Source organism: Faecalibacillus intestinalis (assembly GCF_003024685.1).
Taxonomy (GTDB): Bacteria; Bacillota_I; Bacilli_A; order Erysipelotrichales; family Coprobacillaceae; genus Faecalibacillus; species Faecalibacillus intestinalis.
In genome coordinates this window covers 1-17,944 of record NZ_PYLQ01000022.1, presented here as the reverse complement: position 1 = coordinate 17,944, position 17,944 = coordinate 1, and the positions used below count along the sequence as shown (strand labels likewise).

At 28.7% G+C, this 17,944-nt stretch carries 18 protein-coding genes and 1 other annotated feature; of the genes, 11 read left to right on the top strand and 7 right to left on the bottom strand.

Annotated elements, in window-relative coordinates:
- Positions 1 to 47: 47 nt before the first annotated feature.
- Positions 48 to 1,304 (bottom strand): patatin-like phospholipase family protein, encoded by a 1,257-nt coding sequence (locus C7U54_RS12090; protein WP_107030468.1) that lies wholly within the window; start codon positions 1,302 to 1,304, stop codon positions 48 to 50.
- A gap of 108 nt (positions 1,305 to 1,412) precedes the next feature.
- Here C7U54_RS12090 and C7U54_RS12085 point away from each other — a divergent pair, with 108 nt between their 5' ends.
- Entirely contained in the window at positions 1,413 to 1,787 is a 375-nt protein-coding gene (locus C7U54_RS12085) for a RidA family protein (protein ID WP_022000733.1), read from the top strand.
- 41 nt (positions 1,788 to 1,828) lie between these two features.
- Here C7U54_RS12085 and C7U54_RS12080 read toward each other — a convergent pair whose 3' ends face one another.
- Positions 1,829 to 2,671 (bottom strand): undecaprenyl-diphosphate phosphatase, encoded by an 843-nt coding sequence (locus C7U54_RS12080; protein WP_107030467.1) that lies wholly within the window; start codon positions 2,669 to 2,671, stop codon positions 1,829 to 1,831.
- A 101-nt stretch (positions 2,672 to 2,772) separates the two neighbouring features.
- On the opposite strand from C7U54_RS12080, the gene C7U54_RS12075 reads away from it, so the two are divergent.
- Positions 2,773 to 3,357 carry a hypothetical protein gene (locus C7U54_RS12075; protein WP_032089489.1) on the top strand — a complete coding sequence of 195 codons (585 nt, stop codon included), beginning with the start codon at positions 2,773 to 2,775 and terminating at the stop codon, positions 3,355 to 3,357.
- Between the two features lie 7 nt (positions 3,358 to 3,364).
- Here the strand turns inward: C7U54_RS12075 and trpS are convergent, their stop codons facing one another.
- Positions 3,365 to 4,360: a tryptophan--tRNA ligase gene (gene trpS / locus C7U54_RS12070; RefSeq protein ID WP_107030466.1), complete on the bottom strand. Its 996-nt coding sequence runs from the start codon at positions 4,358 to 4,360 to the stop codon at positions 3,365 to 3,367.
- A gap of 33 nt (positions 4,361 to 4,393) precedes the next feature.
- Positions 4,394 to 4,594: a binding site (T-box leader), on the bottom strand.
- 98 nt (positions 4,595 to 4,692) lie between these two features.
- Here trpS and spx point away from each other — a divergent pair.
- The 3 genes from spx to C7U54_RS12055 are packed head-to-tail and all read left to right on the top strand — an operon-like array spanning position 4,693 to position 7,685.
- Positions 4,693 to 5,160 carry a transcriptional regulator Spx gene (spx, locus tag C7U54_RS12065; protein WP_022001087.1) on the top strand — a complete coding sequence of 156 codons (468 nt, stop codon included), beginning with the start codon at positions 4,693 to 4,695 and terminating at the stop codon, positions 5,158 to 5,160.
- A 24-nt stretch (positions 5,161 to 5,184) separates the two neighbouring features.
- Positions 5,185 to 6,015: a hypothetical protein gene (locus C7U54_RS12060; RefSeq protein WP_107030465.1), complete on the top strand. Its 831-nt coding sequence runs from the start codon at positions 5,185 to 5,187 to the stop codon at positions 6,013 to 6,015.
- A gap of 20 nt (positions 6,016 to 6,035) precedes the next feature.
- Positions 6,036 to 7,685: a GGDEF and EAL domain-containing protein gene (locus C7U54_RS12055; protein WP_107030464.1), complete on the top strand. Its 1,650-nt coding sequence runs from the start codon at positions 6,036 to 6,038 to the stop codon at positions 7,683 to 7,685.
- An 18-nt stretch (positions 7,686 to 7,703) separates the two neighbouring features.
- Here C7U54_RS12055 and C7U54_RS12050 read toward each other — a convergent pair whose 3' ends face one another.
- On the bottom strand, positions 7,704 to 8,273 hold the full coding sequence (locus C7U54_RS12050; protein ID WP_032089493.1) for a CYTH domain-containing protein: 570 nt from the start codon (positions 8,271 to 8,273) through the stop codon (positions 7,704 to 7,706).
- A 63-nt stretch (positions 8,274 to 8,336) separates the two neighbouring features.
- Between C7U54_RS12050 and C7U54_RS12045 the strand changes: the two genes are divergently transcribed.
- Both C7U54_RS12045 and C7U54_RS12040 read left to right on the top strand, forming a co-directional pair.
- On the top strand, positions 8,337 to 9,116 hold the full coding sequence (locus C7U54_RS12045; RefSeq protein WP_107030463.1) for an NAD kinase: 780 nt from the start codon (positions 8,337 to 8,339) through the stop codon (positions 9,114 to 9,116).
- Positions 9,113 to 9,922, top strand: coding sequence for an RluA family pseudouridine synthase (locus C7U54_RS12040; RefSeq protein ID WP_107030462.1), 810 nt, complete (start codon positions 9,113 to 9,115; stop codon positions 9,920 to 9,922). The genes C7U54_RS12045 and C7U54_RS12040 overlap by 4 nt, the downstream gene beginning before the upstream one ends.
- Positions 9,923 to 10,085: 163 nt before the next feature.
- On the opposite strand, the gene C7U54_RS14475 is transcribed toward C7U54_RS12040, so the two are convergent.
- Both C7U54_RS14475 and C7U54_RS12030 read right to left on the bottom strand, forming a co-directional pair.
- A complete protein-coding gene (locus C7U54_RS14475) occupies positions 10,086 to 10,295 on the bottom strand; it encodes a hypothetical protein (RefSeq protein ID WP_117347462.1) in 210 nt (69 codons plus the stop codon).
- A 512-nt stretch (positions 10,296 to 10,807) separates the two neighbouring features.
- Entirely contained in the window at positions 10,808 to 12,001 is a 1,194-nt protein-coding gene (locus tag C7U54_RS12030) for an FtsW/RodA/SpoVE family cell cycle protein (protein ID WP_107030460.1), read from the bottom strand.
- A 76-nt stretch (positions 12,002 to 12,077) separates the two neighbouring features.
- Between C7U54_RS12030 and C7U54_RS12025 the strand changes: the two genes are divergently transcribed.
- The 4 genes from C7U54_RS12025 to C7U54_RS12010 all read left to right on the top strand — a co-directional run bounded on the left by C7U54_RS12025 (position 12,078) and on the right by C7U54_RS12010 (position 17,443).
- A complete protein-coding gene (locus tag C7U54_RS12025) occupies positions 12,078 to 12,425 on the top strand; it encodes a hypothetical protein (protein ID WP_022000671.1) in 348 nt (115 codons plus the stop codon).
- A 28-nt stretch (positions 12,426 to 12,453) separates the two neighbouring features.
- Entirely contained in the window at positions 12,454 to 14,430 is a 1,977-nt protein-coding gene (locus C7U54_RS12020; protein WP_162297519.1) for a tetratricopeptide repeat protein, read from the top strand.
- The gene (locus C7U54_RS12015; protein WP_022000669.1) at positions 14,427 to 15,662 is read left to right on the top strand and encodes an aminopeptidase; all 1,236 of its coding nucleotides are present in this window, start codon (positions 14,427 to 14,429) and stop codon (positions 15,660 to 15,662) included. The genes C7U54_RS12020 and C7U54_RS12015 overlap by 4 nt, the downstream gene beginning before the upstream one ends.
- A gap of 194 nt (positions 15,663 to 15,856) precedes the next feature.
- On the top strand, positions 15,857 to 17,443 hold the full coding sequence (locus tag C7U54_RS12010) for a peptide chain release factor 3 (RefSeq protein ID WP_107030458.1): 1,587 nt from the start codon (positions 15,857 to 15,859) through the stop codon (positions 17,441 to 17,443).
- 174 nt (positions 17,444 to 17,617) lie between these two features.
- Here the strand turns inward: C7U54_RS12010 and C7U54_RS12005 are convergent.
- A partial coding sequence (locus C7U54_RS12005; protein ID WP_146137638.1) for a transposase occupies positions 17,618 to 17,944 on the bottom strand: 327 nt, incomplete at its 5' end.

Genomic DNA, 17,944 nt, shown 5'->3' with positions numbered 1-17,944 from the left:
TCTATCAGTACTAGTTTATAGAAAAACAGCATTGATGTCAAAAAAAGCTATGAGACTTCATAGCTTAAGACACAAGTAATAAACATCGCTAGGACAAATTCTTTTAAGAAAAGATTTTCATAATTTAAGTGTTCTTCTTTTTTATTTATAAAATAAGATAAGTAATTTTTAAGAATTTGATGATTTGTGAGATCCTTAAAAGATTGGGCGATATTTTTAAAATCAATTCTTTCTATTTCTCTTAAATCAGGTTTAATTTGATTTTTGATGTCTTGAATAATATCTTTAAAATGATAAACCTTTAAATCATCGTAATCATGTTCACTCATATAAAGTTCTAAACCTAAGATAAAATAATCTTCTAATTTTAAGTAATCTAAATACGTATTTTCTTTTAATAAATCAAGAATAGGTGTTTCATTAGAAATTGTAAGTAAATGATGATTGTATTGATTTTCATAGTTTAAAATTTGATTATGAAAAGATAAAGCTATTTCTTGAATATTTTCTTCAGGATAAAAAGCAAAACGATGCCCTTTTAATTTTTTAAATGTTTTTAAAGTATCAAGATAACCTAAGCGTATTCTTTGATCCAATAGCTCTCGATTAAAATCAAGAAAGCCACCTAAATGCTTAGACGGTCTAATAAAAGTGATATTTTCACGATGTAATAAATAGGGATGGGTCGCTTCTTGATTGAGTTCAATTGCAATAATTTTTTGTGCTCCCATTTTTAAAGCAAGAGAGATAGGTAAATTATCATAATATCCGCCATCAATATATCCTTGCTTATCTATATAATGAATAGGAAATGCAGGAAAACATGAGGCTGAAGCAATAGCATATTCTACAATGTTATCTTCGCTCATATCATCTACTGTGATTTCTAATGGTTTCATAGAAGGAAAAGCAACAGTGCATAAACCATATTTGATAGGTGAACTTTTCGCTTTTTTGCCATTATAAAGACCTTTGATTAATTGAACAAGTGGTTCAATATCAGCACCTTTTTTATCAAGATAGGACTTTAAAAAAGGACCTATGTTAGAAGAATTGTTCATTAGATTTTCAATTGAAAAATCAAATTGAATAGGATGCTTTAAAACCTTTTCTAATGATAAAGTATCCCATAATTCATAAAGCTTTTGATAATCTTCTTGAGCTACAAGTAGCCCATTTAAAGCACCAATAGACGTACCAGTAACAATATCAAAATGATATCCTAATTCTTGTAACGCTTTCATGCATCCTGATTCATAAGCTCCTTTAGAACCGCCACCTGATAAAACTAATCCATATTTCATAAAAACACATCCTTTTCAATAATTATACTTTTTCATAAAAAAAATACAACTTTATCATTTTAATATATGAAGAGTTTGTTATAATTATATGGCAAGGAGGATTAAAAAATGAAAAATGTAGTGAAAACAGATCAAGCTCCAGGAGCTATTGGTCCATACAGTCAAGGAATACAAGTAGGGGATATGTATTTTTTCTCAGGACAAATTCCTCTAGTACCAAGTACAGGTGAAATGCCAGAAGGAATCGAAGCACAAGCTCATCAAGCTTTAAAAAATGTGAAAGGATTATTAGATAGCCAAGGATTATCATTTTCAAATGTTGTTAAAACAACTGTCTTTTTAGATAACATGGATGATTTTACAACAGTAAATGGTATTTATGCTGAATACTTTGTAGAACCTTATCCAGCAAGATCTGCTGTAGAAGTTGCTAAACTTCCTAAAGGGGCTTTAATTGAAGTAGAAGTTATCGCTAAAAAATAATTAAAAAAGAGATTTCGTTTTTGAAATCTCTTTTTTGTATATTATAAGAAAAGAATTGCAATAATTCCTACTATAAAACAATAGTAAGAAAAATAATTCAATTTTCTTTTATTTAAAATACTAAACAATAAATTAAGTGCTAAATAAGTAACGATTCCACTGACAATAAAGCTGATTAAATATGGAAGCCATAATGCAGCGACAGTTGAACTTGTTAAAAAATGTTTAAGTTTTAAAATGATTGCTCCAAAGCTTACCGGCATAAACATAAAGAAAGAGAAATCTCTTGCTGCTTTTTGATCAAGACCACCAAGCATTCCACCAGTAAGTGTTGATCCACTACGAGAAACCCCAGGAAGTAAAGCAAGTAATTGGAAAAATCCCATTCTTAATGCATCCCATAAATTCATGTTTTTTGTTGTTCTTTTTCCTTTATATCCAAATTTGTGAATAAGCATTAAAAAACAAGAAGTTAAAAGTAAACAACAACCTACTAATTTAGGATTAGAGAAAGCATGTTCAATATAATCATTAAAAAGAACACCACCAATTGCTGCAGGAATTGTAGCAACAATTAATAACATACAAAATCTAAAATCAGGTAATAGTTCATCTCTTTCTTGAGGTTTAGCAATATACCCGAAAAAGGATTTGATTAAACGAATAATATCTTGGCGATAATAAAACATGATAGCAATGAGCGAACCAGTATTAACAATAACTTCAAAAGTAACATCATTCATTTGTGGAACCATTAAACCAAGTTTTTCAAAAATACTTTGGAATAAAACTAAATGTCCACTACTTGAGATAGGAATAGGTTCACTAAAACCTTGAATAGCACCTAAGATTGCATAGACAATAATATCTTTAATTAAACTCATAATTTCACCTCGTCACCCATTATATATGAAAATATTATAAAAATATACAAAAACATTTTTTTAATGGAGATGACATATAATAAAGAAAAAGGAGGAAGAAAATGATTGTTAATTGGGTTAAAGAAGATGAAGAACTATTAGAGCCATATGAATGGTCAAATGGTGATGATATCGAAATCATTTCAACACTTTCATGTTTTAAAGTAGATCAAAAAACACTCCATGATTTTATTTATGGATGTTTACACATTTTTGATCAAAAGTTGTGTCAAAAAGTATTTGCAATAGGAGATGGTCATTATGCTTTAGCGATTGAAACAGATGATCAAGGAAAGCTTTGTTATCGAAGTGTTTTTGATTTTTGTGATCGTGATAAAATGAATAAAAAGATTGCTGCTTTAGAACTGTCTAATATTCATTATCAAATGTATGATGAAGGAGAAATGAAAGAATATGGTCTAACAAGAGAGGAAAGGTTAAAAAAGCAATTTATTGAACAAAGAATTGATGAACTTTATATGGAAAATTATGATGATTTTTTGATGTTATGTAGACAGTTAAATATCGAAGATGCACAAAGTATCCAAAAATATAATCATTTAAAAAATAAAATAGCTAAGGGCTATACATTTATACATGAAATCCTATTCTATGAATTTACTAAAAAGGAATACAAAAAGAAATAAGCAATGCTTATTTCTTAATTGTAATTCCTATTTTTCTTTCAACTTTCGCAAGTTTTTTTCTTGCCATATAACGTGCTTTATCAGCACCTTCATTTAAAATTGTATCGATATAGTTACCTTGATTGATTTCATTATATTTATCATGGATTTTTTGTAACTCATTACCTACAACTTCAGCTAGATCTTTTTTAAATTGACCATAACCAACACCTTGATAACGTTCTACAAGTGCATCAATAGATTCACCACTTAAAATAGAATAAATAGTAAGTAAGTTTGAAATACCAGGTTTATTTTTAACATCATAGTAAATAGCGTTATCACTATCAGTGATAGCAGACATGATTTTCTTTTTAGAAATATTAATATCATCTAAAATATAAATACATCCTTTACCTGTTTCATCAGATTTAGACATTTTCTTTGTAGGATTTTGTAAGTCCATAATACGTCCACCTACTTTTGGAACAAGTGGTTCAGGTAATTTGAAAGTTTCACTATAACGATTATTAAATCTTTCAGCAATATCTCTAGCAAGTTCACAATGTTGTTTTTGATCTTCACCAACTGGGACATAATCTGGATCATAAATTAAAATATCAGCATTCATTAATGAAGGATAATTAAAAATACCAGCTCCAATAGATTCATCTTTTTTAAGTTTGCTTGCTTTATCTTTATATTGAGTCATACGTGATAATTCACCCATTGACACCATACATCCTAAATACCAACCAAGTTGAGCATGTTCTAAAACATCAGATTGTAAAAATAGTGTGACTTTTTTAGGATCTAATCCAGCTGCTAAATATAAAGAAATCAAATCTTTTGTATTTTTTCTTAAATCCTTTGGTTCTTGATAAATTGTCATACTGTGTAAGTTAGCAACAAAAACAATCATTTCATATTCATCTTGATAAGAAACAAAAGGTTTGATAGCTCCTATATAATTTCCTAAAGTTACTCTTCCTGTTGGCTTGATGCCACTCAACATTCTTTTCATAAATTTTCCTCCTTAAAATAAAAAACGTCCTTAAAAAAGGACGTTATAAACGCGGTACCACCTTAATTCGTATAAAATATACGCTCTTGATTTTAACGCGATTAGCGACAAAAGACTTGTGCCTTTTGTAACTCCAGAACCCCAATTTCTATTATACCAATGGCTTATTTCCATCAACCATAAGCTTTCTATAACATTTAATATAATTTACTTATGTTCCTTCAAAGTCTTTAAAAACATTATAATGAGCTCATCTATAAAAATCAAGATATTTAAAAAAAGATATACAAAGTTTAAAATTGTTGTATAATTATTTACAAAGGAGTGATTGTATGATACGTATATATACCGCCCCAAGTTGTGCTTCTTGTAGAAAAGTAAAATCTTGGTTAAATGAAAATCAAATACCTTATGTAGAAAAGAATATTTTTTCTACTTTATTAAAAGAATCAGAACTTCGAGAATTATTAGAACGTAGTGAAAATGGTACGGATGATATTATTTCCAAAAGAAGCAAAATTATTAAAGAAAATGATATTGACATTGATTCAATGAAAATCAATGATTTAATTAAGTTTATACAGGAAAATCCATCAGTTTTAAAAAGACCAATTATGATTGATGAAAGAAGATTTCAAGTTGGTTACAATGCTGAAGAAATAAGAGTCTTTATTCCTAAAGAACTTAGAAAGTTAGCTGAATGTCATGATATGGATCGTTGTCCACAATTCAGCAATAAAGATTGTTTGAATTTTAAAAAAGAATATGAAAGGGATAGAGAAAAGGAATCAAGCCATTAGATTGATTCTTTTTTAGGAGACAATATGAAAAAAATATTAAAAGTTATAATGACACTTATTTTAATTTGTTCATGTTTTTATCTAGCAATTTCATTATTTATGAATCATTTGATTATTAATGATATGGTACCAACAGTTGTTAAATCAACGGCTGTAACAAATGCTTTAGAAGATACTTGTCAAAATGTTTTAAGTATGATGAATATGGACGAAAGCCAAAGTCAAGCACTTGTTTCTTCTTTACAACAAGATGAAAAAACGCAAGAACTTGTTAATGAATATATTGATACTGTTTTAAATAATCAATCATCTACTCTAGATGAAACTTTATTAAAGCAAGTTTTAGAAGATAAAAAAGATGAGGTATATTCTATTTTGAATCCTTCAATAAATGAAGAAACGTTTACAACACTTTATGATCAAGCTATCAATCAAATGGATTTACAAGGTTTACAAGATAAAGTATTAAGTCGAGTAGAAAATACGATGGAACAATCTGGAGAAACATATAAGATCGTAAAGAAAGTATATAGCTTTAAAAATTCTACACATATTATTGTGAGTGCTATTTTATTAGTTATTTCTACAGCCTATCTTATTTTTATTTCAGTTCAAGAGAGATTGATTACAAAATGTTTATCAGTAAGTTATATGGTTTGTGGAATTATGACATTCTTGATTTCTTTTACGATAATTTTAGGATTAACAGCAATGGCATCTTCTACAATGACAATTCAATTAACTTCTATTAAATATATGTATATATGTGGAGCTAGTTATTTCTTTGTAGGTATTATTTTATTAATTGTAAATGCTTTTTTAAAAAAGAAAAATCATTATCATTATTATTACTAGTATAAAAAGAAGGGGTATTTATGGATAGATTAGATGCAAAGGCTATAAAGACGTATAAAGAAATTATACTTATTTTAGATCAATGTATTGATGATTATTTATTTGTGATGGATATTGATCGAGATAATTATTTTATTTCCCCACATGCTATGAAAAGATTTAATATACCAAGCTATGAGTTTAGTGATTCTTTACCAGCACATAAAAAATTTGTATATAAAGATGATTTAGAAATGTTATTATCTGATATGAATAAAATGGTTTCAGGTAAAAAGAGTTTTCATAATTTACAATATCGTTGGATTGGAAAAGACGGTATTCCTATTTGGATCAACTGTCGAAGTAAATCGATTAAGGATCGTGATGGGAATGTTAAATATATTATTGGCTGTATTAATGAAATTGGAAAAAGACAAGTTGCGGATAATGATAGTGGTTTGTTAGGTGAAATGAGTTTTAAGAATTTGATTTATCCAATTCATGAAGATATTAATCAAGGTTTTATTTTAAGAATTGATATTGATGATTTTAAAAATATTAATGAAAATTTCGGTGTAAAATATGGAGATGTTGCTTTAAAACAAGTTGGAAATTGTATTAAAAAGTTATTAACTAAAAATCAACAACTTTATAGGATTGTCGCTGATGAGTTTATTGTGATGGATGTTGTTGGCAGTAAAGAAGATGCAAGAGATCTTTATAAAGCAATACGTAGAAGTATTACACGTTATGTAGAATCTATTAATTATGATATTTATTTAACGATTTCTGCAGGTATTCTAGATTTTCATGATTATCCTAATAAAAGTTATAATTCTATTATGCAATGGACAGAATTTGCTTTAAATCAATCGAAAATAAATGGAAAAAATACATATACGATTTTTAAGCAGGAAGCTTATCAAGAGTTTTTAAGAAAAAATAAATTAACAAAAGAATTACATAAAGCAGTTAACCAACAATTTAAAGGATTTGAAGTTTATTTTCAGCCAATTATTGATATGAAAACAGAAAAGATTCATAGTATGGAAGCATTGCTTAGATTTGAATGTGATGAATTTGGTAAAATTTCACCACTAGAATTTATTCCATTATTAGAGGAAAGTGATTTGATTATTCCTGTAGGTAGATGGGTTTTAGATCAATCATTAAAAGCTGTAAGTATGTTTTCAAATATTAAAGTACAAATTAATATGTCTTATGTTCAAGTGTTAAAAACACCAGCATTAAATGATATTTTAAATATTATAAAAAATTATAAAATAGAAAATAATCAATTGGTTATAGAACTTACAGAAAGTGGTTTTATTGAATCTAATAAAAACTTTATTGATTTTTGTAATGGTTTAAAGAAAGAAAATATCTTACTTGCTTTAGATGATTTTGGAACAGGATATTCTAATTTCCACTATCTTTATAATTTAAAACCAGATTATATAAAAATAGATCGAACATTGATGAAAAATGCACTTTCAAATGAGTATGAAAATATGTTGCTAAAACATATGGTGGATATGGCTCATAGCGTAGGTGTTAAGATTTGTATTGAAGGAATAGAAGAAAAGGAAGAACTTGAACGTATTATGTTATTAAAGCCAGATTATATTCAAGGATTCTATTATGGTAGGTCGGTTTCTTTAAGTGTGTTTATGGAAAGCTATGAAATATAAAACGAATAAGTATGTGACTTATTCGTTTTTTAATGTTTCTAACATTCGTTTGATTTTACTTAAACAGTTTTGTTTATATTCTAAATGATAAGGTTGAATGATTTTTTTGAATGTTTGAAGTCCTTGATCATAATCCTCCACTTCAAATTCTATTTCATAATCATGATGATGGTTATATTCATTTTCATCTAAGGATAAAACACCATCGGGTAAAATAATATCATGACGTGTTGTTTTTAAATAATATCCACATGTTAAATCTTTGATATAAATATTTTCTTTTTCTAAAATATCAAAGATTTCATTATTGATATGTTGATGATTAAAAATAGCATCTTTAATTTCTTTATTAATATCTATATTTAATTCATTCAGACCAATAGTTGAAGGTCTTTTCAATGTGAGTTCGTAATGACCTTTTTTTTCTCTAATTCTGAGTGAGTATTTTTTCTTTTCCAATAGAGGATGAAAAAGATAATAATTGGTTTGTTGATAACTGTCTTTGATTTGATTTTTATAATCAGATAATATTTTTTTAAATATATTTTCTTTTAATAACATTTTAAATTCAATTTCTAGATGTTCCATATGATACCTCTTTGCTTAAATGCTCTAGATATATTATAATACATCTATACGGAGGGAAGAAAGATGAAATATGCATTAATGGTTAGAAATGATGATCTTTCTAAAAAAACAGCTTTGAAAATTAAAGAAAGTTTACAAAACTTTTTTATTTATGATGAAAAAAATCCAGATCTTGTTATTTCAATTGGAGGAGATGGAACTATTTTAGAAGCTGTACATCAATATTTAAATGTTGATTGTTGTTTTGTAGGTATACATACAGGAACCTTAGGATTTTATACAGATTACCAAATTGATGAAGTGGATCAATTTATAAAAGATGTGACTTCTAGACAATTTAAGACGATGAAAAGATATATGTTAGAAATTAAAATTAATAAAAAAGACTCTTTTCAAACATATTATGCTTTAAATGAATTAAGATTAGATCAAGGTTTACAAGCACAGGTTATTCATGTGTATATTGGTAATGTTTTATTAGAAGTTTTTAGAGGGAATGGTTTATGTGTTTCAACTCCTTCTGGATCGACTGCTTATAATAAATCTTTAGGTGGTTCTATCATTTATCCAGGTATTCCTTTGATGCAACTTACAGAAGTTGCAGGAATTCATCATAATGCATATCGTTCTTTAGGTTCAAGTTTGATTTTAGATGAAAGTCAAACGATTAAATTAGTTGGAAATCATTTTAACCATTCTTTGATTGGAATCGATCATATTCATTTAGAATTAGAGGATGTTGAAAGTATTGAGATTACGATTGGGCGTAAGTCTGTTCGTTTTATTGAATATAAAGAAATGTCTTTTATTAAAAGAGTTAGAAGGGCATTTATTAATTCATGAGTTATCAAATTGAACAAACGATTTTATTAAGAGATTATTTGAAAGAATTACCAATTAGTCAAGCAATGATTAAAAGGATTAAAAGGGAAGGTGATTTCTTAGTCAATGGAAAAAGTCAAACAGTAAGATGTTTACTTCAAAAAGGAGACTGTTTAGAAATTATTTTTCCAATAGAAAACTCAAATATTCAACCAGAAAATATTCCTTTAAAAATCATTTATGAAGATGACTATTATATAATCATTGATAAAGAAAGCCAAATGCCTTGTATTCCTACTAAAAGATATCAAATCCATACTTTATGTCATGCATTAATGTATTACTATCAACAAATTGGTTTAAAAAGTACAATTCATTTAGTAAATCGTTTAGATAAAGAAACATCAGGATATATGTTGGTTGCTAAAACATCACAAGCTCATGCATTGCTTTCTAAAGATATTAAACAAGTAGAACGTGTTTATCATTGTTTAGTTGAAGGAATTTTAGAAGGGGAAGGCGTTATTGATCGACCTATTTTAAAAAGTAATGATTCTATTAAAAGAATTGTTGATGATCATGGTAAGTATGCTAAGACGTATTATAAATCTTTAATGCATAAAAAAAATCAAACACTTGTAGAATGCAAATTAGTAACGGGAAGAACCCATCAAATTAGAGTACATATGGCTTCTATTGGTCACCCTTTAGTGGGAGATCTTCTTTATGGGTCAAATGAAGATTACTTATTTTATTTGGATAGTGTTGAAATTAGTTTTATTCATCCTTTTACCCATCAGAAAATACATTATAAAAAGGAGAGTTAATCTCCCAATGGCATGAACTTAAGATATAATCTTAGGTTCATGTCTTTTTATTTTTATCCTTTTTTTATAATAGTATCTAATATTTCTTTTTGTGTAGTATAGGATGGTGATGTTATGTTTGTAAAAGTTGTAAAAAATAATAGAGGTCGTCCAAATACCTCTTTTATCGCAATTGTTGAATCTTATCGTGAAGATGGGTAAATGGAGGTAATGTTTGAAAGTGTTCTTTATCGTAGTCATAGCCCATTAAATGACAAGTTCCTTCATTCCACCAAATAGAAAGGACATTTCCATTTTCATCACATTCCATAGACCATCTAGCTTCATCTAATGAACCATAGACAGCATCTGCACTATTTTCATTGGTAAACATCCAAATAGTAAGATCTTTATCTTTAGGATCTTATGAGTAGGGTTCACTAGATATTTTAACGAGTGTGCCATCTTTTTTCTGTATTTTTGTTCAATGTTTTTATCTTTAGAAAGTTTTTCGATAATAGTGTTGTAATTAATAAATTGAGTAACATTTTGTTGATTGTTTTCGCTAATATATAGACTATTATAAAGTTTCATTGTTACAGAAAAACAATTATGTTGTTCTTTTCCAAGTTTTAAAAAATAGGAAGGACCTATAATATCACGGAAGATATCTTTTTTAAGTCAACGACATAAACGCCCATATATTTAGGGGCAATTAATTTTAAAAATTGTTGGTTATCTTTTTTATCTTGAAGTATTTTATTGATTTTAATTGAAAAACGATTTTGTTGATGAAGATCCATCTCTTTTTTTTGTCATACTAATCTCCGTTTCTTTATACAATTCGGTTTATTTTAACATAATTGACATATTTGCACAAAAAAAGCTGTACTTTGTGTTACAGCTTTAATCTATTTGATTATATTTAGCGATACTTGTTTGGCGATGGATATCAAAACACATTCCAATTGCAATCATGTAAGATAAAAGTGAAGACCCACCATATGAAAGAAACGGTAATGTGATACCAGTGATAGGGAGTATTCCTAAAATCATAGCGATGTTCCAAAATTGTTGGAAAATCATACATCCAAAAATACCAGCAATAAAATATTTATCACTTTGATGCGTTGCTTTTAAACCAACATACAAAATACAAACATCTAACGCGAGTATAGCAATGAGCGTAATGATGGCTCCCACGAATCCAAAGCCTAAAGTAATAACAGAAAAGATGAAGTCTGTATGAGCTTCTTGTAAAGAAATAATCACTGTGTCAAATCCATGACCAAAAAGCCCAGCTGTTCCATAAGCCATCATCGCATTATAAAGTTGGTATCCTTGATTTTGATAAGTTCCTTCAGGATCGACCCAGCCATAAAAACGATCAAGTTTATGTCCTGTGATAATTGAAGAAAATATATCTTGACGATAAATAAATAAGTAAGTAAAAATCACAAGAACAACTGCTAAACAAGCAAATCCTACAATATACCATTTCTTATTAATTCCTGATGCAAATAAAATAACAACCACTGAAAAAGCCATAATCAAAGTAACACCAGCATCATTTTGTAAATAAGTTAGAATCATTGGTGGTAGAGAAATAGCTGCTACACGACCAATTAACTGTAAATCGGTATCAAATGTATGAATTAAATATTTTTCATTATGTAAAGAAACAGTTTTAGACATACATATAATCATTACAACTTTCATAAATTCAGAAGGTTGGAATGAAAATCCTGGAAAGTTATACCATGATGTGGCACCATTTAGATCTTTTGCAAAGGGAATGATATGCATTCCTAATTTATAAATAGCAAATCTTTGAATAACAAGACCGACTAAAAAGACAATCAAGATTCCATAAAAAATCCACATTCCCGAATAAATTCGATCATTTCCAAAACGATTGATTAAAAAAATCAAACCGACACCAATCATATAATAAAGGAGTTGTTTACTCCAATAGCCTGTAGGATTGGGATAAGTAATATAACCAGCTGCACATTTAATTGTATAACAACTAATAAGACATAGAATAAATAAAATGATGGCAAGTGGCCAACAAATTGTAGAATCTAAATATTTTTTCATTTTGTCACCCCTAGTGATTTATAGTATACTATAAATATATCATAAAAGAAAATGTTTATTAAGAAAGGAAATAGATATGTCAGATTATTTTATTTATGTTTTAATTGCAATTATTGTAATTGTTGGAGTATGGTTTATTTTTGCAAAGGTATTAAAAAATAAAAAACCTAAAGAAGTTACTTTAAAAGATATTCCTATTGATTTAGAAGCTTTAATCCATGCTTTAGGGGGTATTGATAATATTAAAGAGAGCCAAAGTCAAGGAAGTAAAGTACGTTTCTTTGTAGAAAATGATGATTTAGTAAAAGTAAATGTTTTAAAAGAATTAGGTGCAAGTGGTGTTATTCAAGCTACAGGCAAAGTTACTGTTATTTTAGGAAAGTTCTCTGATGAAATCAGTAGAATAGTAAATGAAAAGAAATAACGTTCCAAGTTGTATTGGGGGTGAAGGTATGAAAGAAAGAATTCACTTATATGAACCTTTTTTTCATCATTATTATATTGATGAAATTCTAAATGATTATGAATTAGAAACTTTAATTCGTGTAAAAAAAGATGATTATCAACAATCAGTTGCCTATATTAAATTAATTTCTATTTATTCACATCATGCAAGTATTGATGAATTACAACAACAAGTAGATTCCATTCAAATGATGATGGAAACTTATGAAGATTATCATGAATTTGAACAATATTTGATAGAAAATGAAGAACATCAAGTGATAGGAATTGATTTATGTGCACTTACTTATAATCATCATTATGATGAATTAGATTTAGAAGAATTAACACCTGATCAATATTATCAAGTAGGATTATATTATTATGACCAAAAAAAATATGATCAAGCATTAGAATGTTTCCATTTAGGAGAAGAATGTGAAGATTCTGATTGTTTATGTGTGTTAGGTTATATGTATGAAAAAGGACAAGGGGTCAAACAAAGTAATCAAATGGCCATGACATATTATCGTCTAGCAAGTGATTTAGGTAATGTTGTTGCTTCTTGTAATCTTGCTTATTTTTATGAATATGGGATAGATGTTGACCAAGATTATGAAAAAGCTTTTGAACTTTATTCTTTAGGAGTCGATGAAGGATTTCCAAGATCTTTATTTTCAACGGCTTATTTTTTACAAAATGGGTATGGTGTAATTCAGGATCTAGAGGAAGCTTTTTTACGTTATGAAGAAGCAGCAGCCTTAGGACATAATGATGCGATTTGTGCTCTAGGTGAATGTTATGAATATGGTCAAGGAACAAGACAGGATTATCAAAGAGCTTTACATTATTATGAAAAAGCTGCTTATGAAGGGAATAGTCTTGCTAAATATAAATTAGGACGTTTTTATGATTTGGGTTACGGTTGCAATGAAAATTATCCAAAAGCTTTTCATTGGTATCAAGAAGCAGCAAAAGATGGTTTAGAAGTAGCAATCACAGCGATGGCAACCTGTTATGAATTTGGTAGAGGGATAGAAAAAGATAGTCAAAAAGCTTTAGAATATTATTTAAAAGCAGCGAATATGGGCTATATGAATGCGCAATTTTGTTTAGGGTATTTTTATGAAATGCATAGTGAATATCCAGAAAGTGAAAAAAATAGTTTTTATTGGTATTTAAAAGCGAGTCATCAAGGAGATGGACAATCAACGTTGGCTGTGGCTTATTACTATGGTCAAGGAATTGGAACTGTTAAAGATGAAAAGAAGTCTTTTGAAGCTTATCAAAAAGCAGCCAATCTTGGAGAAAGAGAAGCGTTTTATTATTTAGGTGTTTGTTATTTAGAAGGAAAGGGTGTTTTACAGGATAAGGAAAAAGGAATTGCTGGCTTAATTAAAATAGAAGATCAGTATCCTGTTGCAGCTTATTTAATAGGACAGTATTTTAAAGAAAAACACGATGATCAACAAGCAATTCAACATTTTAAATTAGCAATTTTAAAAGAAGATGAGGAACAGTCTTTGTATCAATTAGCACTTTATGGTGAACAAGGAATAGAAGTCAGTAAAGAGGAAATGCTTGATTATCTTTTAAGAAGTGCAAAAAAAGGTTATTCACCAGCACTTGTAAAATATGCTTATTATTTAGAAAATGGAATTTATGTAGAAAAAGATTATCAGATGGCTTATGAATATTATTTATTAGCTTGTCAAAAACAAAATAGAGAAGGTTTTTATCATTTAGGTAGATGGTTCTTTTATGGGATAGGACAAAAAGAAGATAAGCATAAAGCAATGCAATATTATCAACAAGCTAGTCATTATCATTATTCAAAAGCAAGCTTTATGCTAGGTTATATGTATCATTATGGTGATGGTATTTCTAAAGATTTAGAAAAAGCTAAAGAATATTATCAATTAGCACTTCAAGAAGGATATCTTGAAGCACAAAAGGAATTAGATAAATTAGAGGTGGAAAAATGAGTTTTGAAACAAAATTAGAAAAATATGCAAGATTAATTGTTCAATCAGGTTTGAATGTTCAAGAAAAACAAACCGTTGTCATTAGTGCATCTATTGAAAGTTATCAACTTGTAAGAGAGGTTACTAAACAAGCTTATCTTGTAGGTGCTAAAGAAGTTGTTGTTCATTATAGTGATGAAGAAGTCACACGTATGAAATATGAAAATATGGAAGTAGAAGATTTTAATCACGTACCTACTTGGTTTTCATCTTTTAGAAATGATTATGCGTTAATGAATGCTTGTTTTCTTTATGTTGATGATGAAGATCCTGAAATGCTTGCAGGTATTGAACCTAAAAAGATTTCTAATTGGCAAAGAGCAGTTAAAAAGGCATGTAAGACATATTTTGATTTATCCGATAATATGACAAATGCTTGGTGTATCGTAGGTGGAGCTACGCAAAAATGGGCGAATAAAGTTTATCCTGATATGTCAAATCAAGAAGCGTTAGATAGTTTATGGAATGCTATTTTTAAAGCAGCTAAGATTGATGATGAACATGATCCTGTCGAATTATGGAATCAACATCGTCGTTCTTTTGAAAAACGTGTTAATTATTTAAATGGTCTAAATTTAAAGAAACTTTATTATAAAAATAGTAAAGGGACTGAAATTACAATTGGTTTGAATGATGATTATTTATTTGCTGGTGGGGGAAGTTATTTAAAAAATGGTGTTTATAATTTTCCTAATATACCAACAGAAGAAATCTTTACATCACCTAATAAGGATGATGTAGAAGGAATTGTTTTTAGTTCTTTACCTTTAAGTTATGGTGGAAATATTGTTGATGAATTTTATTTACGTTTTAAAGATGGTCAAGTGATTGATTTTGGAGCTAAAGAAGGATATGAGGTTTTAAAAGGAATTATTGATAGTGATGAAGGAAGTAAACATTTAGGTGAAGTTGCTTTAATTCCTTATCATTCACCAATTAATGAATTAAAAACATTATTTTATAATACTTTATATGATGAAAATGCTTCATGTCATATGGCTTTAGGTATTGGATTTTCTGAATGTATTAAAGGTGGGATTGATATGGATAAAAAAGAATTGTTTGAAAAAGGGGTCAATGATTCTTTAGTTCATGTTGATTTTATGATGGGGACAGAAGATTTAATGATTGATGGTATTTTAGAAGATGGCAGTCATGTAAAAATCTTTGAAAATGGAAATTTTGTATTTTAATGATCTGTGGGGATTGCTCCCCACTTTTTAATTAGTAAAAAAGATTTCTATTATATATTATTTAAAAGAGGTAATTATAGGGAGTGGGCTTTCTTTTTTATTAAATAATAGTAGTAATTCTGTTCATTTTGTGGTAATAATTGTACTGTTGAAATAAAAGATAAAAAAATAAATATAAATTATGGGAGGATGCAATGGAAGATTTAAGACAACAAATAGAAAAAAGAAGAACATTTGCGATTATTTCCCATCCGGATGCTGGTAAAACAACTTTAACAGAAAAGTTCTTACTCTATGGAGGAGCCATCCAACAAGCAGGAACTGTTAAAGGAAAGAAAAATAGTAAGCATGCGACAAGTGACTGGATGGAAATTGAAAAACAAAGAGGGATTTCAGTTACCTCTTCAGTATTACAATTTAATTACCAAGGATATTGTATTAATATTCTTGATACTCCAGGGCATCAAGACTTCTCAGAAGATACATATCGTACTTTAATGGCAGCGGATTGTGCAGTCATGGTCATTGATGCGAGTAAAGGGGTCGAAGATCAAACACGTAAGTTATTTAAAGTATGTACAATGAGACATATTCCAATTTTCACTTTTATTAATAAGATGGATAGAGAAGCAAGAGATCCTTATGAATTAATGGAAGAAATTGAACAAGAATTAGGAATTGAAACTTGTCCTGTTAACTGGCCAATTGGTTCTGGAAAACGTTTTGCAGGAGTTTATGAAAGAAATGATCAAGAAGTCATTCGTTTTATTCCTGTAGATGGTGGAAAAAAAGAAGTTGAAACAGAAATTTTAAAAGCAGATGATCCAAAATTAAAAGAGTATGTGGAAGATGAACTTTATGATAAATTACAAGAAGATATTGAATTATTAGATATGGCAGGAAATGAATTTAGTTTAGAAGCTGTACGTGCTGGTACGTTATCACCTGTATGTTTTGGATCGGCTCTTACTAACTTTGGGATTGAACCATTTTTAAAACATTTCTTAAATATGACAACCCCACCAACTCCTAGAATGGCAGATGGTGAAGTGATTGATCCTTATCAAGAAAATTTCTCAGCTTTTGTTTTCAAAATTCAAGCGAACATGAATGCTAGACATCGTGATAGAATGGCATTCTTTAGAATTTGTTCTGGTAAATTTGAAAAAGGAATGGAAGTTTATCATTATCAAGGTAAGAAAAAAATCAAATTAAATCAGTCAAAACAATTAATGGCAGATGAACGTAGTGAAGTAAATGAAGCTTATGCAGGAGATGTCATTGGTGTTTTTGATCCAGGTATTTTCTCTATTGGAGATACTATTACAACAGGTAAAAAGCATTTTGCTTTTGAAGGAATTCCAACATTTGCACCAGAGCATTTTGCAATGATTCGTAATAAAGATACGATGAAAAGAAAACAATTTGTTAAAGGGGTTGAACAAATTGCAAAAGAAGGAGCAATCCAAATCTTTACTGAATTAGGTGGCGGTATGGAAGAAATTATTGTAGGAGTTGTTGGTGTTTTACAATTTGAAGTTTTAGAACATCGTTTAAAGAATGAATACAATGTTGAAATTTATAAATCTCCTCTACCTTATCAATATATAAGATGGGTCAAAGAAGGAACTGATTTAAAATCATTAAATCTTTCATCTGATACAAGAAAAGTTCAAGATTTAAAAGGGCAACCATTATTATTGTTCACTAATGATTGGGGCGTAAGATGGGCTCAAGATAAAAATAAAGATTTAGAATTATTGGAATTTTCTAAGAACTAAAAGTAGGGCGCTCTAAATAATCGAGTGCTTTAGCGAAATTCGCTCTAAATTATTAAGGGGGATATTGATGTGGAATCAGTATTCCCTCTAAAATATTCAGTGCTTTTTTAAGAGGAAAATTAGGATGATGTCTGGTCCTGGTGTTCCTCCTTTTATTTGTTTTCTATTTTTATTTTATTTTTTGTAGGCTCCTCTAGGATTGCCTATACGTTTTATTCTGTCTGTATGTTCATTCATTGTGTAAGTTTCATATTTGTTTTGAGAATATAGGATTCTGTTTCTTGCACGTTGAAAATTGGACATACCATTTGCATTGGATAAGATCTTCTTTACATAATTGTTTTTACCTTCACATGGTCCATTAGATATACGTCTGTCATTTATCCATGTAAAAGAGTTGAGTATTTCTTCTTTCCAATGTTCAAGCGTCACCGCAACACTTATACTTTCTTCCACATGTGTATGTTTGAATTTTTTAATTACTGCATTGAGTTCCTTTCT

Coding starts and splice junctions, on each gene's coding strand:
- C7U54_RS12090 (WP_107030468.1), bottom strand. CDS start 1,304: ATGAAATATGGATTAGTTTTATCAGGTGGCGGTTCTAAAGGAGCTTAT.
- C7U54_RS12085 (WP_022000733.1), top strand. CDS start 1,413: ATGAAAAATGTAGTGAAAACAGATCAAGCTCCAGGAGCTATTGGTCCA.
- C7U54_RS12080 (WP_107030467.1), bottom strand. CDS start 2,671: ATGAGTTTAATTAAAGATATTATTGTCTATGCAATCTTAGGTGCTATT.
- C7U54_RS12075 (WP_032089489.1), top strand. CDS start 2,773: ATGATTGTTAATTGGGTTAAAGAAGATGAAGAACTATTAGAGCCATAT.
- trpS (WP_107030466.1), bottom strand. CDS start 4,360: ATGAAAAGAATGTTGAGTGGCATCAAGCCAACAGGAAGAGTAACTTTA.
- spx (WP_022001087.1), top strand. CDS start 4,693: ATGATACGTATATATACCGCCCCAAGTTGTGCTTCTTGTAGAAAAGTA.
- C7U54_RS12060 (WP_107030465.1), top strand. CDS start 5,185: ATGAAAAAAATATTAAAAGTTATAATGACACTTATTTTAATTTGTTCA.
- C7U54_RS12055 (WP_107030464.1), top strand. CDS start 6,036: ATGGATAGATTAGATGCAAAGGCTATAAAGACGTATAAAGAAATTATA.
- C7U54_RS12050 (WP_032089493.1), bottom strand. CDS start 8,273: ATGGAACATCTAGAAATTGAATTTAAAATGTTATTAAAAGAAAATATA.
- C7U54_RS12045 (WP_107030463.1), top strand. CDS start 8,337: ATGAAATATGCATTAATGGTTAGAAATGATGATCTTTCTAAAAAAACA.
- C7U54_RS12040 (WP_107030462.1), top strand. CDS start 9,113: ATGAGTTATCAAATTGAACAAACGATTTTATTAAGAGATTATTTGAAA.
- C7U54_RS14475 (WP_117347462.1), bottom strand. CDS start 10,295: ATGTTTACCAATGAAAATAGTGCAGATGCTGTCTATGGTTCATTAGAT.
- C7U54_RS12030 (WP_107030460.1), bottom strand. CDS start 12,001: ATGAAAAAATATTTAGATTCTACAATTTGTTGGCCACTTGCCATCATT.
- C7U54_RS12025 (WP_022000671.1), top strand. CDS start 12,078: ATGTCAGATTATTTTATTTATGTTTTAATTGCAATTATTGTAATTGTT.
- C7U54_RS12020 (WP_162297519.1), top strand. CDS start 12,454: ATGAAAGAAAGAATTCACTTATATGAACCTTTTTTTCATCATTATTAT.
- C7U54_RS12015 (WP_022000669.1), top strand. CDS start 14,427: ATGAGTTTTGAAACAAAATTAGAAAAATATGCAAGATTAATTGTTCAA.
- C7U54_RS12010 (WP_107030458.1), top strand. CDS start 15,857: ATGGAAGATTTAAGACAACAAATAGAAAAAAGAAGAACATTTGCGATT.